The sequence below is a fragment of the Leptolyngbya sp. GGD genome (assembly GCF_026735145.1).
Taxonomy (GTDB): domain Bacteria; phylum Cyanobacteriota; class Cyanobacteriia; order Leptolyngbyales; family Leptolyngbyaceae; genus Leptolyngbya; species Leptolyngbya boryana.
In genome coordinates this window covers 1,214,015-1,230,648 of the sequence record NZ_JAPQKE010000002.1, presented here as the reverse complement: position 1 = coordinate 1,230,648, position 16,634 = coordinate 1,214,015, and the positions used below count along the sequence as shown (strand labels likewise).

Below are 16,634 nucleotides of genomic sequence, written 5' to 3'. Positions count from 1 at the left end.
GATTCCTCTGGCAGGTTATTTAGCGAATAGGGCAACCGTGAACTTTCGAGCAGCAACAAACAGCAGAAATACTCCCAAACAGAACATCCCGGCTAAGTTCAAGTGAGCAGGTGCATAGAAAAACTGATCAGCCGAAAAGATAAAGAGTAGCGTGATCACCGAAAAAGGCATTGACATCGCCAGCATTGCTGTTGCAAAGCCTAAGTCAAAGAATTGTTCAGCTTGTGCCGGGTATAGTTCATTAATTTTGGTGGTATGTAACAATGCCCAGAGGCTACAAGATGCTTGCGGAAGTGCCACATACAAAGCTGTTGCTTCGATCGAAGTGGGTTGCAGCACCACGATCGCGCAGCTACTCAGTAGAAATCCTACGCCTGCTCGCCCAAGCAAAATCGCCAAGATTTTACTTGCTTCTAGTAACTTCAATTTCAACGAGATCCCCACATACATCAGAATGAGAGGAGTTGAGCAAAGAGCAATTTTCTGAATTGTCTCGACTAAAACACTGGGAAGTGTTCCTGCATTTAGCCCCAACGTTGCCAAAACCATCCCCAATACGATCGCAATATTCACAGGTTCAGTTAGTAAAAATTTTCCTAGTTCAGCCCACTGAATTTTGTTATCTTGCTTCTGCGATCGAGCGACCCATAAGTAAGCCAGAATATACAACCCAATCAGCACAAAAATCTTATTCCCCATATCTGCCAACGCTGCCCAAGCCAGCCCCTGCCGCCCGACAAACTGCTCAATGAAGGGGTAAACAGTAAGACCCGGTGCTAGCGATGGAAACATCAAAATTAAAGCTCTCGCTTGCGCCGCATTCTTCCGGTCGAGCACTAACGGCGTAAATAGAATTCCGAGAATTAAGAGATAGAAGTTAACACAGAGCGCAAACGCAGGAAGTAAAACTAAATTTAGGCTAGTGTTGATCTCGATAGTCGATAGAAAAATGGTTGCAGGTAAAGCAGCATTTAAGATAAATGTGCGTAAAACTGCGATCGAATTAGGTGCAGAAAATTTCGGTTTGAGCAGATAGCCAATGCCGATGAGCAAGAGAAGGGAGACAACTTTTTCGAGGATTAAGGGGTTCATGCGCGGGTAGCTCTCTGAACGTTTCCTTAGTACCCAAAAATTGCCTCTGCAACGACATTTTCGGAATAATCACCGAGTCTTTACGGAGTGAGGAGATGGAGAGAACCCAGACTCAGATCCCTCCCTATCTCCCTATCCGATTGATTGGAATGAACTACTAAACGATTCCTTAAGTCTCCAAGATTGTTTTCAATCCTGTGACCAATCGTTGAATTCCTTCGATCGCGGTTTCCTTCTCCAATGCTCCATAGCCAACTCGGAGATAACATCCCTCTTTCAGCCCAAACGTGAATCCTGGCAAGACTGCGACCTGATGATCTCGAATCAATTGCTGGACTAACTCCATCGCATCTAAATCAGTCTGCACTTTCAGCAAAAAGTAGAATGCTCCCTCTGCTTTTGGCACGGTACACAGATGCGGAATGGTTTCTAATTTTGCCAAAACAATTTCTCGGACTTGGGCGATCGCGTTTAACTTTTCCTGACAATACGCTCTCCCCGCTTGCAATGCTCCCACCGCTGCAAACTGAGACACCACCGCCGGACAAATCACATTCGTATCCTGAATTTTTTGCACGGATTCCAACAAAAATTTCGGAATCACCATATACCCAATCCGCCAACTCGCAAATCCATACGCTTTTGACAAACTAAAGATCGAAATGGTATGAGCAGCGCTTTCAGCAATGCTGCCTGCTGAAAAATGTTCAACCCCATAAGTGAAATATTCGTAAGCCTCATCTGTAATGTGAAAGCAATTGTGTTGGCGACAGATCTGATTCACTTCTCGCAATGCCGATTCAGCATAAACTGCCCCAGTCGGATTATTCGGTGAAATCGTCACGACTGCGCGCGTTCGCTGCGTCATTGCTGCCCGAATCAAATCAGGTTGGATTTGATAATGTTCATCCGTCGGTACAAGAACGGCTCGACAGTTTGCCAGATCGATCGCCATTTCATGATTAAAGTAAAACGGCGTTTGCAAAATGATTTCATCGCCTGGATCGGCGATCGCCAAAACCACATTCAAAAACGCCATATTGCTGCCAGCGGTCACGACAATTTCGCGATCGCTCAAATCGATTCGATTTTCTGTAATTAACTTCTGAGCGATTGCCCGCTTCAATTCTGGAATTCCTTCTACCGCTTGATACTTGTGATTTGCAGGATCAGCGAGGAAATTTGTAATTTGTGCGATCGCCTGATCAGGGGGCGGATAATTTACGACACCTTGCCCTAAGGAAATCGTTCCGGGGGTTTGCCGAATCAACTCTCCTACGATCGGAATAATTGGCGACTGCACCGCTCTCATCCGCATCGAATCCTGCATCTTTCAATCTCTCCCTCTGCAAATCCAAAATTCAAACTTTCAAAATCCAAAATCCTTCTCTAACTCTGGCACAATGTTCTGTACTCATTTACTCGAATGAAGCAACATGATTTCTACGCTACAAACCGCGCTCACCAACCGCCACGCACTCAAAATCATCAGTGGCTTAAACAACTTTGATGCCAATAACGTCGCCTCGGTGATCAAAGCTGCCGATCTCGGTGGTGCGACCTTCGTTGATATCGCTGCCGATGCGACCTTGATCCGTATGGCAAAACAACTGACCGATCTGCCAATCTGCGTCTCTGCGGTCGAACCTGAAGCCTTCACAATGGCAGTCGAAGCAGGCGCAGATTTAATTGAAATCGGTAACTTCGATAGCTTCTACGCTCAAGGTCGCCGCTTTGAAGCTGAAGAAGTTTTAGCCTTGACTCACGCGACTCGTGCGCTCTTGCCGAACATCATGTTATCGGTCACGGTTCCCCACATCTTGCCGCTTGACCAGCAAGTTGAACTGGCAGAACAGTTAGTCAAAGCAGGCGCAGACGTGATCCAAACCGAAGGCGGCACTTCTTCGAGTCCCGAACACGCGGGCGCATTAGGCTTAATCGAGAAGGCTGCTCCAACCTTGGCAGCGGCTTACGAAATCTCTAGAGCCGTAAGCGTTCCCGTTCTCTGTGCATCGGGTCTTTCTAGCGTCACTGCGCCTCTCGCGATCGCGGCTGGAGCTTCTGGAATCGGAGTCGGCAGTGCCATTCACAAACTCAACGATGAACTGGCAATGATCGCTGTGGTTCGTTCGTTAGCCGAATCTCTGACCCGCGCATCCGTCAACGTTTAAAGACAAAAAACCGGAACGGCTTAAACCTGTTCCGGTTCTCATCTTTGAGCAACTGATTTGAGCACCTTAGAGCAAACGGAAAATAAACGGGTAGCGATACGCTTCATCTGGCTTGGCAATGCAATGGAGCAACGCCACGATCGTTAAACCCCAGTGCAGTAAGAATCCGAATGCAATCACCGGAAAGAACAGCAACCCACCTAATCCGAAGGTAATAAATGAGAGGAATGCGATCGGTGTCCCGATGACGATCGCCCAGAACCAAACATTCAAGTGAAAATTCATCGATTCTTTTGCGTTGGCTTTCACCACTGGATCATCTGAAAGCAAATTGATCGCAAACGGTACACCAAACGAAAACAGAGTGGTACTAAAGAAAATTGAGCCGTGACTGAGGCAGGATAACAAGCGGCGCTTATCGGGATTAAAAGTGGTTTGCATCCTGGAGTTCTCCTATAGTGCTTTCGATTTACAGGTTGATCTTATCGTTTTGTATCTTGCCTGTAGTAGTGAAGCTTACCGCACTTCTAACTGTTCTCGCCTTTTCCTTTAGGCATATTAATTTCAGACTAAACGGAACTCTCACGAGAGCGGTTAGCCGAAATCCTCGATCGATTTCAGACCGATTAAACGCCTCGTTGCGGCTGCGATGGATTTTGTGCATTCAAAATGAGCTGATATCGTCGCAAAATCGACTGGCTATAAGCCGCAATACTCGGATATCGATGTCCTGCATAATATTGCGTCTTAGTTGAGGTATATTTCTCCGGTTTCCCGCTGTACCACCAAGCGGCAACACGTTGAATTGCGATCGCAACATTTCCACGACTTGCCACAATTGACTTCTGCCAGTACTGATTTAGCTTAAAATCCACGATCGCGATTTGCAATTCAGGGCTTGCCAAAAAGTCTTTTCTTGACACAGAAAAGCCCAACGCTTCTTTCGACCATTGCGGCAAATTTTCTGGCATGACTTGAGCATATCCCAACGCACCAGAATGTCGATTAACCGCTTGGAAATTTGCACCACTTTCCTGCCCAATAATTGCTTGGCGGATCAGCATAACCTCTGGTGCAATCTGCGTTTGAGGTTTAATTTCTAAACTGATGAACGTCGAAAATGAATCAACAATATCTGCCGCATAAACAGGCGAGTTTGTAACAAGTGGAGATGCGATCGCAAAAACAAGAATACTCGTAATCTCAGGCAAACGAAATCGGGTACAAAAGCTCTTCGCTTGAAAATTCAGACTCATTCAGGTAAAGAAGAAACGAACTCAAAAAGTCTACAGGTATCTGTGTCTTTTGTTGAATATGATTGAAATTTCTGATGCGTTCGATCGAGGAAAACAGAATAAAAAAATCGTTTTTATAAGAGATTTTCATAAAAAAAGCTGGATGTCTAAGACATCCAGCCCTCCCAATTCACATGAAAAAGAATTAGACCGCAGCAGCCGTTTTGTTGGTTACTGCATTCAATTCGCCTTTCTTGTACTTCACAGCAAACAATTCCATCGGTTGCTGTTTGATTTTGCTCGCTTGACCTGCTGCACCAAACTGGTTGTAACGGTCAGCACAAACTTTTTGCATGTACTTGATCGACGGTTTCAAGAAGTGGCGGGGGTCAAACTCTTTCGCGTTTGATGCCAAAGCTTCACGAACCGCAGCAGTGATTGCCAAACGGTTGTCGGTATCGATGTTGACTTTACGAACACCCGACTTGATGCCTTTTTGAATTTCTTCAACAGGAACACCATAGGTTTCAGGAATCGCACCGCCATATTGGTTGATCAACGCGATCAAATCTTCAGGAACTGAAGAAGATCCGTGCATGACCAAGTGAGTGTTCGGCAAACGACGGTGAATTTCTTCAATCCGGCTGATTGCCAAGATTTCACCCGTCGGCTTACGAGTGAACTTGTAAGCACCGTGGCTGGTTCCAATTGCAACTGCCAAAGCGTCTACTTGAGTCCGCTCAACGAAATCAACCGCTTCATCGGGATCGGTCAACAGCATCGAGTGATCCAATTCACCTTCAAACCCGTGACCATCTTCCGCTTCACCTTTTCCGGTTTCGAGCGATCCGAGACAGCCCAACTCACCTTCGACCGAAGCGCCGATCGCATGAGCGACCTTCACCACTTCCGAAGTCACAGCCACGTTGTATTCGTAGCTCGAAGGAGTCTTCGCATCTGCTTCCAAAGAACCGTCCATCATGACGCTGGTGAAGTTATTCTTCAGCGCCGTGTAGCAAGTTGCAGGCTCATTTCCATGATCTTGGTGCATCGCGATCGGAAGATGAGGATAGGTTTCAACTGCCGCCAAAATCAAGTGGCGGAGGAAATTTTCACCAGCGTAGTTCCGTGCACCACGCGAAGCTTGCAGAATGACCGGGCTATCGGTTTCATGGGCAGCAAACATGATCGATTGGATCTGCTCCATGTTGTTGACGTTAAATGCAGGGATGCCGTAACCGTTTTCAGCCGCGTGATCCAGCAACAGCCGCATCGGGACAAGCGCCATATCGAATTCTCCTGGTTATCTCAGCAAGGTCTGTTTTCACAAACTTAATTGTTACGATAATCTTAAGGCAATTTTTGCCTCTGTAGTCGTCGAATTTCTAGGTTTGTTAGGTAAAAATAGCTATTAAATATTCTGATAGGTTTTAGAAGCATTAATAAGTCGGGATCAAAACGCGATCGCAAAAGTCGATTCAAACCTCCACATTCGCGTTTTGACGCTCAGTAGATTCAATGCGGTGGCATGATCACGCGACGAGCCAAACCAAGCGATTGCAACGCTCGAATCGCCCACCAGGTCATATCAATCTCCCACCATTTCCGTCCAGCTTTCGCGACATTCGGCTGAGCGTGGTGGTTATTGTGCCATCCTTCGCCATAGGTCAGCAGCGCTGCCCACCAGAGATTTCGCGAATTATCCTCAATCTCATAGGTCTTGTACCCAAACACATGGGTTACGGAATTAATGAACCAAGTGCTATGCCACAGCAAGACTGCCCGCAGCACAAATCCATAAATCACAAATGACCATCCCCCCAACCAGTAGAGAAACAGCACCACTGGGATTTGCAGCATCAAGAAATTGGGCGTGCGATCGAGCCAGCGATATAAGGGCTCTTTGTCGAGATCGGGGGCAAACTTTCTGTAGGAGTTGTAATCAAAAAACTTTTGTCGGGGATAAAGCACCCAGAGCATATGGCTCCACCAGAAGCCGCGTTGTGCGGAATACGGGTCGTTATCCACATCTTCCGTATGCAAATGGTGCATCCGATGTCCCGCAACCCAGAAGATTGGGCCGCCTTGCATTGCCAAGGTTCCAATAATAGTCAACACGTATTCCAAAGGCTTGGGAACTTGTAAGCTCCGATGCGTCAGCAATCGGTGATAGCCCAAACAAATCCCAATACTGCCAAACAACCAATGCAACAAGAGCATCACGCCTAGCGCTTTCCAGGAAAAACAGAACGGAGCCAGCAGCGCTAGAGCATGAAATGCCCCAAAGAAAAAAACGTTCGTCCACTCCAATTTCAGGGCTGGTTCAGAGTTGACTTGAACAGAATTAGAAGTCATGAAAATCCCTTACTAACATTGACTCTCGATCGACCAACATTGAGGACGACCGAATTCGTATCACCCAACTTACGACAAATCCGTTAAAGTTGAGAAACGCAATTGCAAGTAACACTTACATTTTTAGACTAGCAACGACTGAATTTAAATGCAAGTGCCACTTGCATATTTATTTCTAAAGACATGCCTACCCCACGCAACTCGACCCGGGAACGCCTCATCCAAGCCGCCTTAGAGTTATTCACGGCGAACGGTATTACCGACACTACTACCAAACAAATCGCTGAATTAGCCGACGTAAATGAAGTGACTCTGTTTCGGCATTTTGGCAACAAACATGGGCTGTTACTGGCTGCGATCGAAGAAGCGGCGGTTTTTACTCAACTCGGTCAAACGCTGGTAGAACGGGCAGATCAAGCTGATTATATCGACCAAGCGCTGAAAGAATATGCGATCGCCTGTTTGGAAGCGCTGGAGCAGGTTCCAGAAATGGTGCGATCAGTGGTGGGTGAAGCGGGACAATACCCGACCGAAAATCGAGAAGCGTTAGGGCGGGGTCTGACCCAAGCCAATCGCTATGTGGCGGAATATTTCGATCGCGTGATTCATCGCCGCCAAATGCAGCCTAATTTATCGTCTGAAAGTCTTGCAAGTCTTCTAAATGGCATGCTGTTAGGCTATGCAGTGATCGAATTCACCAGCGAATTTCACGAGCTTTGGCAGAGTCGCGACGATTTTTTAACGAATCTTGTAACTTTATTTCTACAAGGAGCGATTCAGCCGACCCAGGTTGAATCTTTAGACGTTCGTGATTTGCCAGCGGACACGGTTCATCTCATTTTGCAACGCGCAAAAAAGCAAGGTGTTCAGGATTATGCGATCGCTTATGTTTTATTCGGTGCAGGCTTAAGTGCGCGAGAACTCACTGAATTGACGCGATCGGATTACCACGTCAAGCAAATTCAAGTTTCGACGCGCCAAGTTCCGTTAAATCAATGGATATTAGAAAAACGCTACGGTTCTCATACGAAAAATCCGCTGACTCAATGGCTCAAAACTCGTAAAGATGCGTTTCCTGCCATGTTTCTAGCGAGTGAGAATCAGCCCATTACCGAAGCTGATATTCTGCAACGTTGGACTGATTGGACTGAGGGAATTCCAAATGAACCAGGGATCGAACAAGCCTATCAAACTTGGTGTGTTGATCTCTTAATGCGAGGCATTACGATCGCAGATCTGAAGATTTTGACGCAACAAACCGAAGCGCAACTTCAGCCATTTGTCGATCGAGCACGAGAGAAATTAGCAATTGAACAAGCAATCAGACTTGATCAGCCACCTCGGTCAATTGCTAAATAGATGAAAACAATCTTTACTAATCTTTGTGCATTGCAAACTTAATCCACTGCGATCGGAGCTTGCACCAAATCCACAAAGCTAACTTGGCGTAAGCGATCGAGTTCTGTGATACGTTGTTTCTCAACGTAAGCTTTTTGCTGATAAAACTGTCCCAGATCAGGCGTAGTACTGAGATCCGTTTTCTGCCAAAGATCGAGGAAGTGGCGATAGCGTTTTTCACACATTACCCGCTCAATGCCTGCGGTAGCAGACCGAATCACAAGCGGCGCGCGCAAGATATCTCGCTGTGTTTTTTCATCGAGTTCAAACAGCGAATAGACTTGAGACATCTCGCGGGGGAAATTGTGTGTGCGATCGCGCAATCGTTCTAGTAAATCGACATCTAGACTATCCTGCTCAATGTCTGTGATTTGTCGCCAGAGAAATCGGTGATGAGACAGACTGAATTCTAGATCTTGAGCAGAAATTGCGTTGCGAAGTTCTACCCGGTATTCAGGAGCATGGAGGTAGAGACGCAGCAGTTGAGCTTCGCATTCTTCGAGTAAGTTGCGATCGCCCGGAGTTTGCCATTTCTGCGATCGACCATGCCAGCGCTGTCCTCGAACTTGAAGCCGCAGATTTTCTTCGATTTGTTGAGTGAGACGGCTATTGCCTTGGCTCAGCAGTTCTGAGCAATGATGAATATAATGCGTTCGCAGGGAAGGATTGGGCAGGTTTCCGAGAAGTGCCACGATCGCCATGACTGCCTGTTGAAATTGATCGGATTGTTTCAGATCCTGATTCGCGATCGCTTGATTAATTTGCCAATCGAGCCAGAGAGGAGCGTGATCGAGCAGATCTTGATACGCTTTTGCAGAGTGATTCTTAAGAAAATCATCGGGATCTTTTCCGTCCGGGAGATTTAGAACCCGAAGTTGCACTTCTCCTTGATAGGCAAGCGTAGCAACTTCTCCGATCGCGCGTTCTGCGGCTTGAACGCCTGCGCGATCTGCATCAAAGTTGAATACAACGCGCTTCGATTCGGTATAGCGAAGGAGTTGCTTGACTTGAGCAATGCTGAGCGCCGTTCCAAGAGACGCAACCGCATTCGTCACTCCAGCAGCATGGAGTGCAATCACATCGAAATAGCCTTCGACAACAACCGCTTGATCCTGTTTTGCGATCGCGCTTTTTGCTTTGTCTAGCCCAAACAGCGTCCGACCTTTATCAAAGAGTTCGGTTTCTGGAGAGTTGAGATATTTAGGCTGTTCATCCGTCAGAGTTCGTCCCCCAAAGCCAATCACCCGACCCTGACTATCTTGAATCGGAACCATTAAGCGATTGCGAAAGCGATCGTAATAGCCGTCTCCAGTTTTCCGAGGCACGAGCAGACCTGCTTTTTCGAGTAAGACGATCGGATATTTCTTTTGTTCAACTAAGTATTTGCAAAGAATGTCCCAACCCGCCGGAGCGTAACCGAGTTGGAATTGTTGAATCGTTTCGACAGAAAGTTTGCGATCGCGGCGTAAGTAAGCTAGAGCATCGGCTCCTTGAGGCTGCTGTAAGGCGTGCTCGTAAAATTTCGCGGTAATTGCCAGAATTTCGTAGAGCTGTTCTCGAACTGACAATTGACGTTGAAGTTCCTGGCGATCCTCCGCTTGTAGAGTTTGAACGGGGACTTGATACTTGCGTGCCAGATCGAGCACAACTTCGCTAAAGTTGCGTTTGCCTAACTCCATTAAAAACTTAATCGTATTGCCGCCTGCACCACAGCTAAAGCAGTAATAGAATTGTTTACTGGGACTAACTGTGAAGCTAGGGGATTTGTCGTCGTGAAATGGGCATAAGCCAACGAAGTCTTTACCCTGTTTTTTCAGGACGACATGTTCCGAAACAACGTCTACAATATCAGCACGTTGTTTGACTTGCTCGATCGTATCGGGATGCAGGCGAGGAACGTTCATGATCGGCTCTTCGTTGGTACACCTATTCTAGCAGATTCTTTGGGGAATACGCTGTAAATAGGAATGAGTTAATCCAGTGTACGCTATCTGTAGCGTTTGACCGAAAGTTTAACACTCTAGATTGGATCATGCAACTTACGACCACTCGACTTCAAGCTCAGATTCAATTCATTGTCGAAATTGACAAACTGAAGCATGTGCTCCGACAGACGATTTTGATGGATCAGTCACGGCGAGAAAATGATGCGGAGCATTCTTGGCATCTGGCGATGATGGCGATCGTGCTTTCTGAATACGCTGATCCAGCGGTGAATTTGCTGCGAGTTCTCAAAATGGTGCTGATTCACGATTTGGTAGAAATCGATGCAGGAGATACGTTCTGTTACGATGCGATCGCGCTGCAAGATCAAGAAATTCGAGAGCAGAAAGCGGCAGATCGATTGTTTGGCATGTTGCCGGAAAATCTTGGGGCAGAATTGCGATCGCTCTGGGAGGAATTTGAGGCGAGAGAATCTTTAGATTCCCAGTTTGCAGCAGCACTCGATCGGCTTCAGCCTTTATTGCATAACTACAATACGCAGGGTGGAACTTGGAAAAAGGCAGGGGTGACGGTTGAGAAAGTGAGAAAACGGATGGAGCCTGTTGCGATCGGATCTCCGGTGTTGGGCGAGTTTGTCGAAAGTTTGATTGAGGATGCAGTGCGGCAAGGTTTTATTCGTGAGGCTAGTCATTGAGCTTCTAGTGAGCTTCATTCTTCAGAACTCTCTTTGAACTGAAAGTTTTAAACTTCTGTAAGGTGGCTCAACTTAGCTTCTGCCAGTATTGATTACTATTGATGAAATTGAGGACAATTCTACTCATTATCTGGTAGAAGAACATCCAAATCGACATCAATCCCATTTGTTAAAGCGCGTATACGATCGATCAACTCGGAACTCACAGCTTGAATTCGTTGAGGATTCTTCTGCATATCTTCTGATAGAAACTCTAGGAATTGTTTAAGCACCGGACCATCTTCTTCTGTACGATCGCTGTAATAAGTCATCTCCTTCTCCTATTTCAACACTGCGTGAATTGCTAGCCAAATGCAAGCAGGATCATTGCTGGTATAGCTCACACGATGTTTTTGATGGGCTGGAATGAGTAGATAGTCTCCAGCTTTTAGCTCGATCGTACTTTCATCCTCAAACATCAATTGCGCTTCACCTTGGAGCAGGATGACCCATTCATCACGCGATTGGTCATACCACTGATCCGATGGAGTGGTTTGCCCAGTTGAAATAATTCGCTCGATCGAGATTTGATCCGTTTCACACAACGACTCAAACAATTCTCGATCGAGCTTCAATCCCGTTAAATCAAATATATTATCTATCAAGGTTTCCCCCATGAGCCAGATTCACAGCGTAGTAGACGATTTAAGGTTGCGATCGCTTTCGCATCTTTCGAGGTTTTCACTCGTCGCTCCATAGCAACATTCGTTAGTTCCATCGAGAGACGAACTAAGTACGCTTCATCTTCGGCTGTCTTCACTAGGTCGGGTTTCATCGCTTGCAGATTACCCCGAAACGATCGAGCTGGATCGAACTTGAATTGTTTGCTCAAAGACTCAATAACAAAGCGTTGTTCAGGACGGGCAATCTTAGCAAGCGGTGCGATCGGTTGTCCTAAAATCTGCTCTTGCATGGTTGGGTTGCTTACTTGCCGTTGTAGCCAAGCTTCAGAAGTAGAAATTGGTAAATCAGTCGTGAACTTATCGACTTTTGCATAAGCATGAGCTTCAGAGTATGCAATGCGACCGTCTTTGTTGTAGTCAGCAGAAGCAACTTTTCGTCCAACGCGATCGCGTCCTGTCAAGCCTGCAAAAAAGCTCGAACTATAGTCCCGATAATCTGCTTCGTTGACTTCTGGAGTACAGCCAACTGAAGGACGAGATTTGATCGTTGCAAAGAAGCCGCAGCGAGTTTGCAAAGCAACGCCTTTATTCGGATCACCACCTCGGTAAATCAAATTCGCAAATGAGCCAGAATAGCACTGAGACATCATGGTGACGAAAGGCTTATTCTGTGGCAGACGATCGAGCATTTGTGTGAAATTTTGCACATTCAATTGGCGATCGCGCCACATGAGTAACGTCGAATTGTCTTCGTTCACTCGATTATGTCCGCCATGTCCGGAAAAGTAGAAAAATAAGGGAGTTGAAGATTTCTCTTTTGCTGCTTCTGTCAGCCAAGTTCTCAGATTCGCAATGCTAGAAGCACCTTTTACATTTGGAATTGTATGAGTTTTGTACTGTTCCCGACCTCGCTCATCGAGATATCGCACGGTTTTCTCACCTGTGTTGCCATTTGCGAAGTAAATCGGCGCAACGCTCGGATTGTATCCTAGCTCTTTGAGCGATCGCTGAAAGTACAGCATGTTCTTCTCTAGCGCAATTTCGTTATAAGAAGGTCCACCACCACCGCCAAAGACCAAGAAATTTTGAGCATTCGATCGCTGACAGGTTGAAGCCTGGGATAAAGAAGGCTGACTAAGTGCTTGGGAATTGGTCAGAGTAACGCTTGCAAGCAAAACCGGGATAAAGCGTCGCATCATAATTGAGCAGAGATTGAGATGTAATTAGAGAAATGATACCCAAACCTATAAAGATTGAATGGCGTAAATCAGCCCCTGACACACCCGTGTGAGAAAGTCAAAATCGAGCGTTTCAATGCGATCGCTCGCTCGATGATAGTGCGGATTTCTCAGATTCGCTGTATCCGTCACCATCAAAGCCCGATATCCCCGATCCCAAAATGCAGCATGATCACTCCGGCGCGTATCCGGAATAATTTTGCCGCGCATTCCCGCAGGTAGCCATTCACAGCCCACTTGAGCACGCCGAATCGATCGACTGAGGCGCATCAAATCGGGAATTGTCGGAATATTGCCAATTAACGCAATGAAGTTCCCCTGATCCGGATAAAATCTCTCTAAACCTGCTGGATAGCGTTGTGAATTGCGTTCATGATTACAATACCCAAGCATCTCCAAAGCAATCATTAATCTTAACGGTTCACCATTCAACGACTGTGCATATTGAGTGTTACCAAATGTATCCGATTGTGTGAAAATTTCTTCTAAATCAAAAGCAACTAACCGAATCGGGTAACGGGCAGGCTTTTCAGAAAACGCTTTTGCCATTTCTAACAACACCGCTACTCCCGTCGCATTGTCGTCGGCTCCCGGTGAATTGGGAACCGCGTCATAATGTGCGCCAATCAGAATTGGCGGTTTTTTCTTCTGCCCCGGCAAGTTCAGAATCCAGTTGTAGTGAGTTTTCTGCCCGACTTGGAACGCATGAGATTCAACTGTTCCCCAGCGTGAGAACTGTTCGCGGATATAGTGTTGAACATAAAAATGCCCTTGCGTCGCGAAATACGGATCGCGATCGCGGGCAATGACTTCAATATGCGATCGTAATCGTGCCGTTAACTCTTGCATCTAATTAACGATCGTTAAAGCACTTTGAACATCGGAAGGTAGCCGTCTTAAAATTTTGCCTTTCTCCATATCCACAGCAACTAAAACCACTCGACCGCTGATAAACAGGACAGTATCATCCGTGGATCGAATCTCATACTCGATCGGCAGTCGCACCCCTTCGAGTGCAGTCAGACGAGTTTTGACGATCGCTTTCATGCCCATTCGCAACGGTTGATGATAGCGAATTGCCAAATCGATCACCGGAAGATTACACCCCATCGCGACCAACTTCGAGAAATCGATACCCCGTGCCTGCAAGAACTCAATTCGGGCTTCTTCTAGCCATTGGATATAGCGTCCATGCCATACGACACCTGCGTAATCCGTATGGTGCGAATAGACAGTAATCGGATAAATAAACCATTCCGGCGGAATCACGGATGGCACAAGATTAGATGTGGGAAGTTGAGGAGACTCTGACACGATCGTACTTCACAAACGATAACAAACGAACTATCAGGGGACAGCAGCCCCTAGACTTGAAACAGGCGCAACGTGGGATTTTCTTTCCCAATTGCCTCACCCTTTTCAAAGTCTACTGAGAAACGAGACAGAAGCGATGATAGAAAAAATCTTATTAGCCGATTCTGGCACTGGGCGTTCTGAAGATATGCTGAATGCACTGCTGGCGATTCCCTCCATTCAACGCGCGATGGTGACGGTGCTGCATGTGGTTCCACCCCAAACCAGTTCAGATTCGATGACGGAGAAATGGGAAGAAGGTGGAAAAACCTTAGCAACCGCAGTCCAATCGCTGAAGATTGATCAGAGCCACGTTTCGGCGATGCTAAGAGAAGGCGACCCGAAAGATCAAGTCCTGAAAGCGGCGGATGAGGTGAACGCTGATCTGATTATTATGGGATCGCGCGGATTGAAGCGATTAGTCTCTATTTTAGAGAATTCCGTCAGTCAGTATGTGTTTCAGCTTTCCTCGCGCCCGATGCTGCTGGTGAAAGATGACATTTTTGTGCGATCGATTAATCGCATTGCTGTTGCCGTTGATAAGTCTGAGTCGTCGAAGCAAGCTTTGAAGATGGCGCTGTTTTTGGCACGCGATATTAAAGGCGGACAAGTAACGCTGATTCACATCGATTCTAATCCCAAAGGGGCTGAGAAAGTGGGAGCAGAAGCAGAAAGAGATCCCGCGTTCGCAGATGCGATCACGCAAGCGAAACAAGCGGGAGTCGCCTACAAAGCAGTGGTTACCGCTGGAAAAGCAGGTGAAGCCATTTGCCGGGTTGCAGATGAGACGAAGGCAGATCTGCTGATCTTGGGATCGCCCGATCGCCGCCCTTCGATCGCGAAAGGATTGCCCGATCTCGATCGCTTATTAGGAACATCGTTGTCTGACTATGTGCGAGTCTATGCAAATTGCCCCGTGTTATTGACCCGAACGCTCGGGTAATTTCAATTTCGGTTCCAATAAACAATGGGTAGAGTATGGATGATTCCGTCTCTACCCGTTCTACGCTTCCAATTTGATCTGCATACAATCTAAGAGTTCAAATCGACTGTCACCTCAGCCGACATTCCAGGTGTCACTGCCGATTCAAATCCTCGAATCGACTCTCGATCGAACACAACTTTCACCGGAATGCGCTGCACGACTTTGGTAAAGTTCCCAGTCGCATTATCAGGCGGCAAGAGCGCAAACTGTGCCCCAGAAGCAGGAGAGACACTCTCAATCCGTCCTGTAAACTCATGATGCGGGAACGAATCTAATTTAATCTCAACTTTTTGTCCGGGATGCATCTTCTCAAGTTGGGTTTCCTTGAAATTCGCAGTCACCCAGTATTGATCATCCACGATCGCTAAAAGCGGAGTGCCCGCCTGAACCTGTTGCCCAGTCTGCACATTCTTCCGTCCCACTCGTCCACTGACCGGAGCCGTAATCGTCACATATTCCAACTGCTGCTTCGCATTCTTCAACGCGACTTGAGACTGATTAATCGCAGCTTGCGCTGTCTGATAATCACTCTGACTTACCTGGGTCTGAACATTTTGTGCCTGTGCCTGCTGCAATTCCCCTTGTGAAGATTCCAAGCCAGCTTGTGCCGTCGCAACGCCTTGTTCAGCTTGTGCGACCTTCGCCTGGGCTTGTCTAACGCCTTCACTCGCAGAATCGCGCTGAGCACGTGCCACTTCATACGCTTGCCGCGCAGTATCCAGCTCCCGCCGTGATACTGCACCCGAACTGAACAACTGATTAAACCGATTGTAGTCCGCTTGAGCCTTGGCTAAATTCGCATTCGTTTGCGCTAAGTCGGCTTGCGCTCTCGGCACTCCAGCTTGGGCTTCAGCAACTTGTGCCTGAGCTTGTGCGATCGCGGCTTGAGCCGTACCAATTCCACCCTGAGCTTTTGTATTCGATGCAGTTGCATTTTGACCGGAGAGCGCAACATTCACCTGTGCAGTATTCGCCTTCTGTTGTGCCGCCGCTAAATCCGCTTGCGCCTGTTGTAATTTAATTTGAAAATCTCGATCGTCTAGCCGAATCAACGGCTGACCCGCTTTCACGTCTTGGTTATCATCAACTAACACCTGATCGACCGTTCCTGAGACGCGAGAACCGATCGAGTGAATATTACCCGTAACCGTTGCATTATTTGTACTCTGGTGCGCTGAAGCGTACTGCCACCAGTTGTACCCAAAGCCGCTTGCTGCGATCGCACCAACACCCAAGCCTGCCAAAATTAGCTTCATTGGCTTCTTGCGGCGACTCGCCACAGGCTGCTCTGGAGGAGCAACAACTTTAGGAGTCACTTGATCGAGCTGCGGCGCAGGTTTAACTAACTTGTTTTCCTGAACGGGAGCATGATCATCAAAAGATGCAGAACTCATAATTCACTCAAAATGTGAGGAGCAGTAAAGCAGAAATCCATTTCCTTAGAACCCTAAGGATTTGCATAAATTCATAATACCACAATTTAATTCGAGCACTAACTGTTTGTACT

At 46.9% G+C, this 16,634-nt stretch carries 17 protein-coding genes; 4 read left to right on the top strand and 13 right to left on the bottom strand.

Annotated elements, in window-relative coordinates:
- Positions 1-15 precede the first annotated feature (15 nt).
- Positions 16-1,092 carry an AEC family transporter gene (locus OU814_RS14680; RefSeq protein WP_268183862.1) on the bottom strand — a complete coding sequence of 359 codons (1,077 nt, stop codon included), beginning with the start codon at positions 1,090-1,092 and terminating at the stop codon, positions 16-18.
- 169 nt (positions 1,093-1,261) lie between these two features.
- Positions 1,262-2,422 carry a pyridoxal phosphate-dependent aminotransferase gene (locus OU814_RS14675; protein WP_268183859.1) on the bottom strand — a complete coding sequence of 387 codons (1,161 nt, stop codon included), beginning with the start codon at positions 2,420-2,422 and terminating at the stop codon, positions 1,262-1,264.
- A 106-nt stretch (positions 2,423-2,528) separates the two neighbouring features.
- Between OU814_RS14675 and OU814_RS14670 the strand changes: the two genes are divergently transcribed.
- The gene (locus tag OU814_RS14670) at positions 2,529-3,263 is read left to right on the top strand and encodes a DUF561 domain-containing protein (RefSeq protein WP_268183857.1); all 735 of its coding nucleotides are present in this window, start codon (positions 2,529-2,531) and stop codon (positions 3,261-3,263) included.
- A 66-nt stretch (positions 3,264-3,329) separates the two neighbouring features.
- On the opposite strand, the gene OU814_RS14665 is transcribed toward OU814_RS14670, so the two are convergent.
- The 4 genes from OU814_RS14665 to OU814_RS14650 all read right to left on the bottom strand — a co-directional run bounded on the left by OU814_RS14665 (position 3,330) and on the right by OU814_RS14650 (position 6,853).
- A complete protein-coding gene (locus tag OU814_RS14665; RefSeq protein ID WP_017286725.1) occupies positions 3,330-3,704 on the bottom strand; it encodes a DUF4870 domain-containing protein in 375 nt (124 codons plus the stop codon).
- Between the two features lie 185 nt (positions 3,705-3,889).
- Positions 3,890-4,519 carry a lytic transglycosylase domain-containing protein gene (locus OU814_RS14660; protein ID WP_190649033.1) on the bottom strand — a complete coding sequence of 210 codons (630 nt, stop codon included), beginning with the start codon at positions 4,517-4,519 and terminating at the stop codon, positions 3,890-3,892.
- Between the two features lie 184 nt (positions 4,520-4,703).
- A complete protein-coding gene (gene fba, locus OU814_RS14655) occupies positions 4,704-5,786 on the bottom strand; it encodes a class II fructose-bisphosphate aldolase (RefSeq protein ID WP_017286723.1) in 1,083 nt (360 codons plus the stop codon).
- 227 nt (positions 5,787-6,013) lie between these two features.
- Positions 6,014-6,853, bottom strand: coding sequence for an acyl-CoA desaturase (locus OU814_RS14650; RefSeq protein ID WP_017286722.1), 840 nt, complete (start codon positions 6,851-6,853; stop codon positions 6,014-6,016).
- Between the two features lie 183 nt (positions 6,854-7,036).
- On the opposite strand from OU814_RS14650, the gene OU814_RS14645 reads away from it, so the two are divergent.
- Positions 7,037-8,212: a TetR/AcrR family transcriptional regulator gene (locus tag OU814_RS14645; RefSeq protein ID WP_268183852.1), complete on the top strand. Its 1,176-nt coding sequence runs from the start codon at positions 7,037-7,039 to the stop codon at positions 8,210-8,212.
- A gap of 38 nt (positions 8,213-8,250) precedes the next feature.
- On the opposite strand, the gene dnaG is transcribed toward OU814_RS14645, so the two are convergent.
- Complete coding sequence (gene dnaG / locus OU814_RS14640) at positions 8,251-10,155, bottom strand: DNA primase (protein ID WP_268183850.1); 1,905 nt, start codon at positions 10,153-10,155, stop codon at positions 8,251-8,253.
- A 128-nt stretch (positions 10,156-10,283) separates the two neighbouring features.
- On the opposite strand from dnaG, the gene OU814_RS14635 reads away from it, so the two are divergent.
- Positions 10,284-10,889, top strand: a complete 606-nt coding sequence (locus OU814_RS14635; RefSeq protein WP_268183848.1) for an HD domain-containing protein — start codon at positions 10,284-10,286, stop codon at positions 10,887-10,889.
- Positions 10,890-11,008: 119 nt separating this feature from the next.
- Here OU814_RS14635 and OU814_RS14630 read toward each other — a convergent pair whose 3' ends face one another.
- The 5 genes from OU814_RS14630 to OU814_RS14610 are packed head-to-tail and all read right to left on the bottom strand — an operon-like array spanning position 11,009 to position 14,103.
- Positions 11,009-11,200, bottom strand: a complete 192-nt coding sequence (locus tag OU814_RS14630) for a type II toxin-antitoxin system PrlF family antitoxin (RefSeq protein WP_190649047.1) — start codon at positions 11,198-11,200, stop codon at positions 11,009-11,011.
- Positions 11,201-11,209: 9 nt separating this feature from the next.
- The gene (locus tag OU814_RS14625) at positions 11,210-11,545 is read right to left on the bottom strand and encodes a cupin domain-containing protein (RefSeq protein ID WP_268183846.1); all 336 of its coding nucleotides are present in this window, start codon (positions 11,543-11,545) and stop codon (positions 11,210-11,212) included.
- On the bottom strand, positions 11,530-12,747 hold the full coding sequence (locus OU814_RS14620) for a caspase family protein (RefSeq protein ID WP_268183843.1): 1,218 nt from the start codon (positions 12,745-12,747) through the stop codon (positions 11,530-11,532). Before OU814_RS14620 ends, OU814_RS14625 begins: the two co-directional genes overlap by 16 nt.
- Before the next feature lie 48 nt (positions 12,748-12,795).
- Entirely contained in the window at positions 12,796-13,638 is an 843-nt protein-coding gene (locus OU814_RS14615; RefSeq protein ID WP_268183841.1) for a M28 family peptidase, read from the bottom strand.
- The gene (locus OU814_RS14610) at positions 13,639-14,103 is read right to left on the bottom strand and encodes an acyl-CoA thioesterase (RefSeq protein ID WP_268183840.1); all 465 of its coding nucleotides are present in this window, start codon (positions 14,101-14,103) and stop codon (positions 13,639-13,641) included.
- A gap of 136 nt (positions 14,104-14,239) precedes the next feature.
- Between OU814_RS14610 and OU814_RS14605 the strand changes: the two genes are divergently transcribed.
- Entirely contained in the window at positions 14,240-15,085 is an 846-nt protein-coding gene (locus tag OU814_RS14605; protein WP_268183838.1) for a universal stress protein, read from the top strand.
- Positions 15,086-15,174: 89 nt separating this feature from the next.
- On the opposite strand, the gene OU814_RS14600 is transcribed toward OU814_RS14605, so the two are convergent.
- Positions 15,175-16,521, bottom strand: a complete 1,347-nt coding sequence (locus tag OU814_RS14600) for an HlyD family secretion protein (RefSeq protein WP_268183835.1) — start codon at positions 16,519-16,521, stop codon at positions 15,175-15,177.
- Positions 16,522-16,634: the final 113 nt, after the last annotated feature.

What these genes read in the sequence shown, in the direction of transcription:
- OU814_RS14615 (WP_268183841.1), bottom strand. Translation starts at nt 13,638, where the DNA reads ATGCAAGAGTTAACGGCACGATTACGATCGCATATTGAAGTCATTGCC.
- OU814_RS14630 (WP_190649047.1), bottom strand. Translation starts at nt 11,200, where the DNA reads ATGACTTATTACAGCGATCGTACAGAAGAAGATGGTCCGGTGCTTAAA.
- OU814_RS14680 (WP_268183862.1), bottom strand. Translation starts at nt 1,092, where the DNA reads ATGAACCCCTTAATCCTCGAAAAAGTTGTCTCCCTTCTCTTGCTCATC.
- OU814_RS14620 (WP_268183843.1), bottom strand. Translation starts at nt 12,747, where the DNA reads ATGCGACGCTTTATCCCGGTTTTGCTTGCAAGCGTTACTCTGACCAAT.
- OU814_RS14635 (WP_268183848.1), top strand. Translation starts at nt 10,284, where the DNA reads ATGCAACTTACGACCACTCGACTTCAAGCTCAGATTCAATTCATTGTC.
- OU814_RS14650 (WP_017286722.1), bottom strand. Translation starts at nt 6,853, where the DNA reads ATGACTTCTAATTCTGTTCAAGTCAACTCTGAACCAGCCCTGAAATTG.
- dnaG (WP_268183850.1), bottom strand. Translation starts at nt 10,155, where the DNA reads ATGAACGTTCCTCGCCTGCATCCCGATACGATCGAGCAAGTCAAACAA.
- OU814_RS14645 (WP_268183852.1), top strand. Translation starts at nt 7,037, where the DNA reads ATGCCTACCCCACGCAACTCGACCCGGGAACGCCTCATCCAAGCCGCC.
- OU814_RS14670 (WP_268183857.1), top strand. Translation starts at nt 2,529, where the DNA reads ATGATTTCTACGCTACAAACCGCGCTCACCAACCGCCACGCACTCAAA.
- OU814_RS14600 (WP_268183835.1), bottom strand. Translation starts at nt 16,521, where the DNA reads ATGAGTTCTGCATCTTTTGATGATCATGCTCCCGTTCAGGAAAACAAG.
- OU814_RS14675 (WP_268183859.1), bottom strand. Translation starts at nt 2,422, where the DNA reads ATGCAGGATTCGATGCGGATGAGAGCGGTGCAGTCGCCAATTATTCCG.
- OU814_RS14605 (WP_268183838.1), top strand. Translation starts at nt 14,240, where the DNA reads ATGATAGAAAAAATCTTATTAGCCGATTCTGGCACTGGGCGTTCTGAA.
- OU814_RS14660 (WP_190649033.1), bottom strand. Translation starts at nt 4,519, where the DNA reads ATGAGTCTGAATTTTCAAGCGAAGAGCTTTTGTACCCGATTTCGTTTG.
- fba (WP_017286723.1), bottom strand. Translation starts at nt 5,786, where the DNA reads ATGGCGCTTGTCCCGATGCGGCTGTTGCTGGATCACGCGGCTGAAAAC.
- OU814_RS14625 (WP_268183846.1), bottom strand. Translation starts at nt 11,545, where the DNA reads ATGGGGGAAACCTTGATAGATAATATATTTGATTTAACGGGATTGAAG.
- OU814_RS14665 (WP_017286725.1), bottom strand. Translation starts at nt 3,704, where the DNA reads ATGCAAACCACTTTTAATCCCGATAAGCGCCGCTTGTTATCCTGCCTC.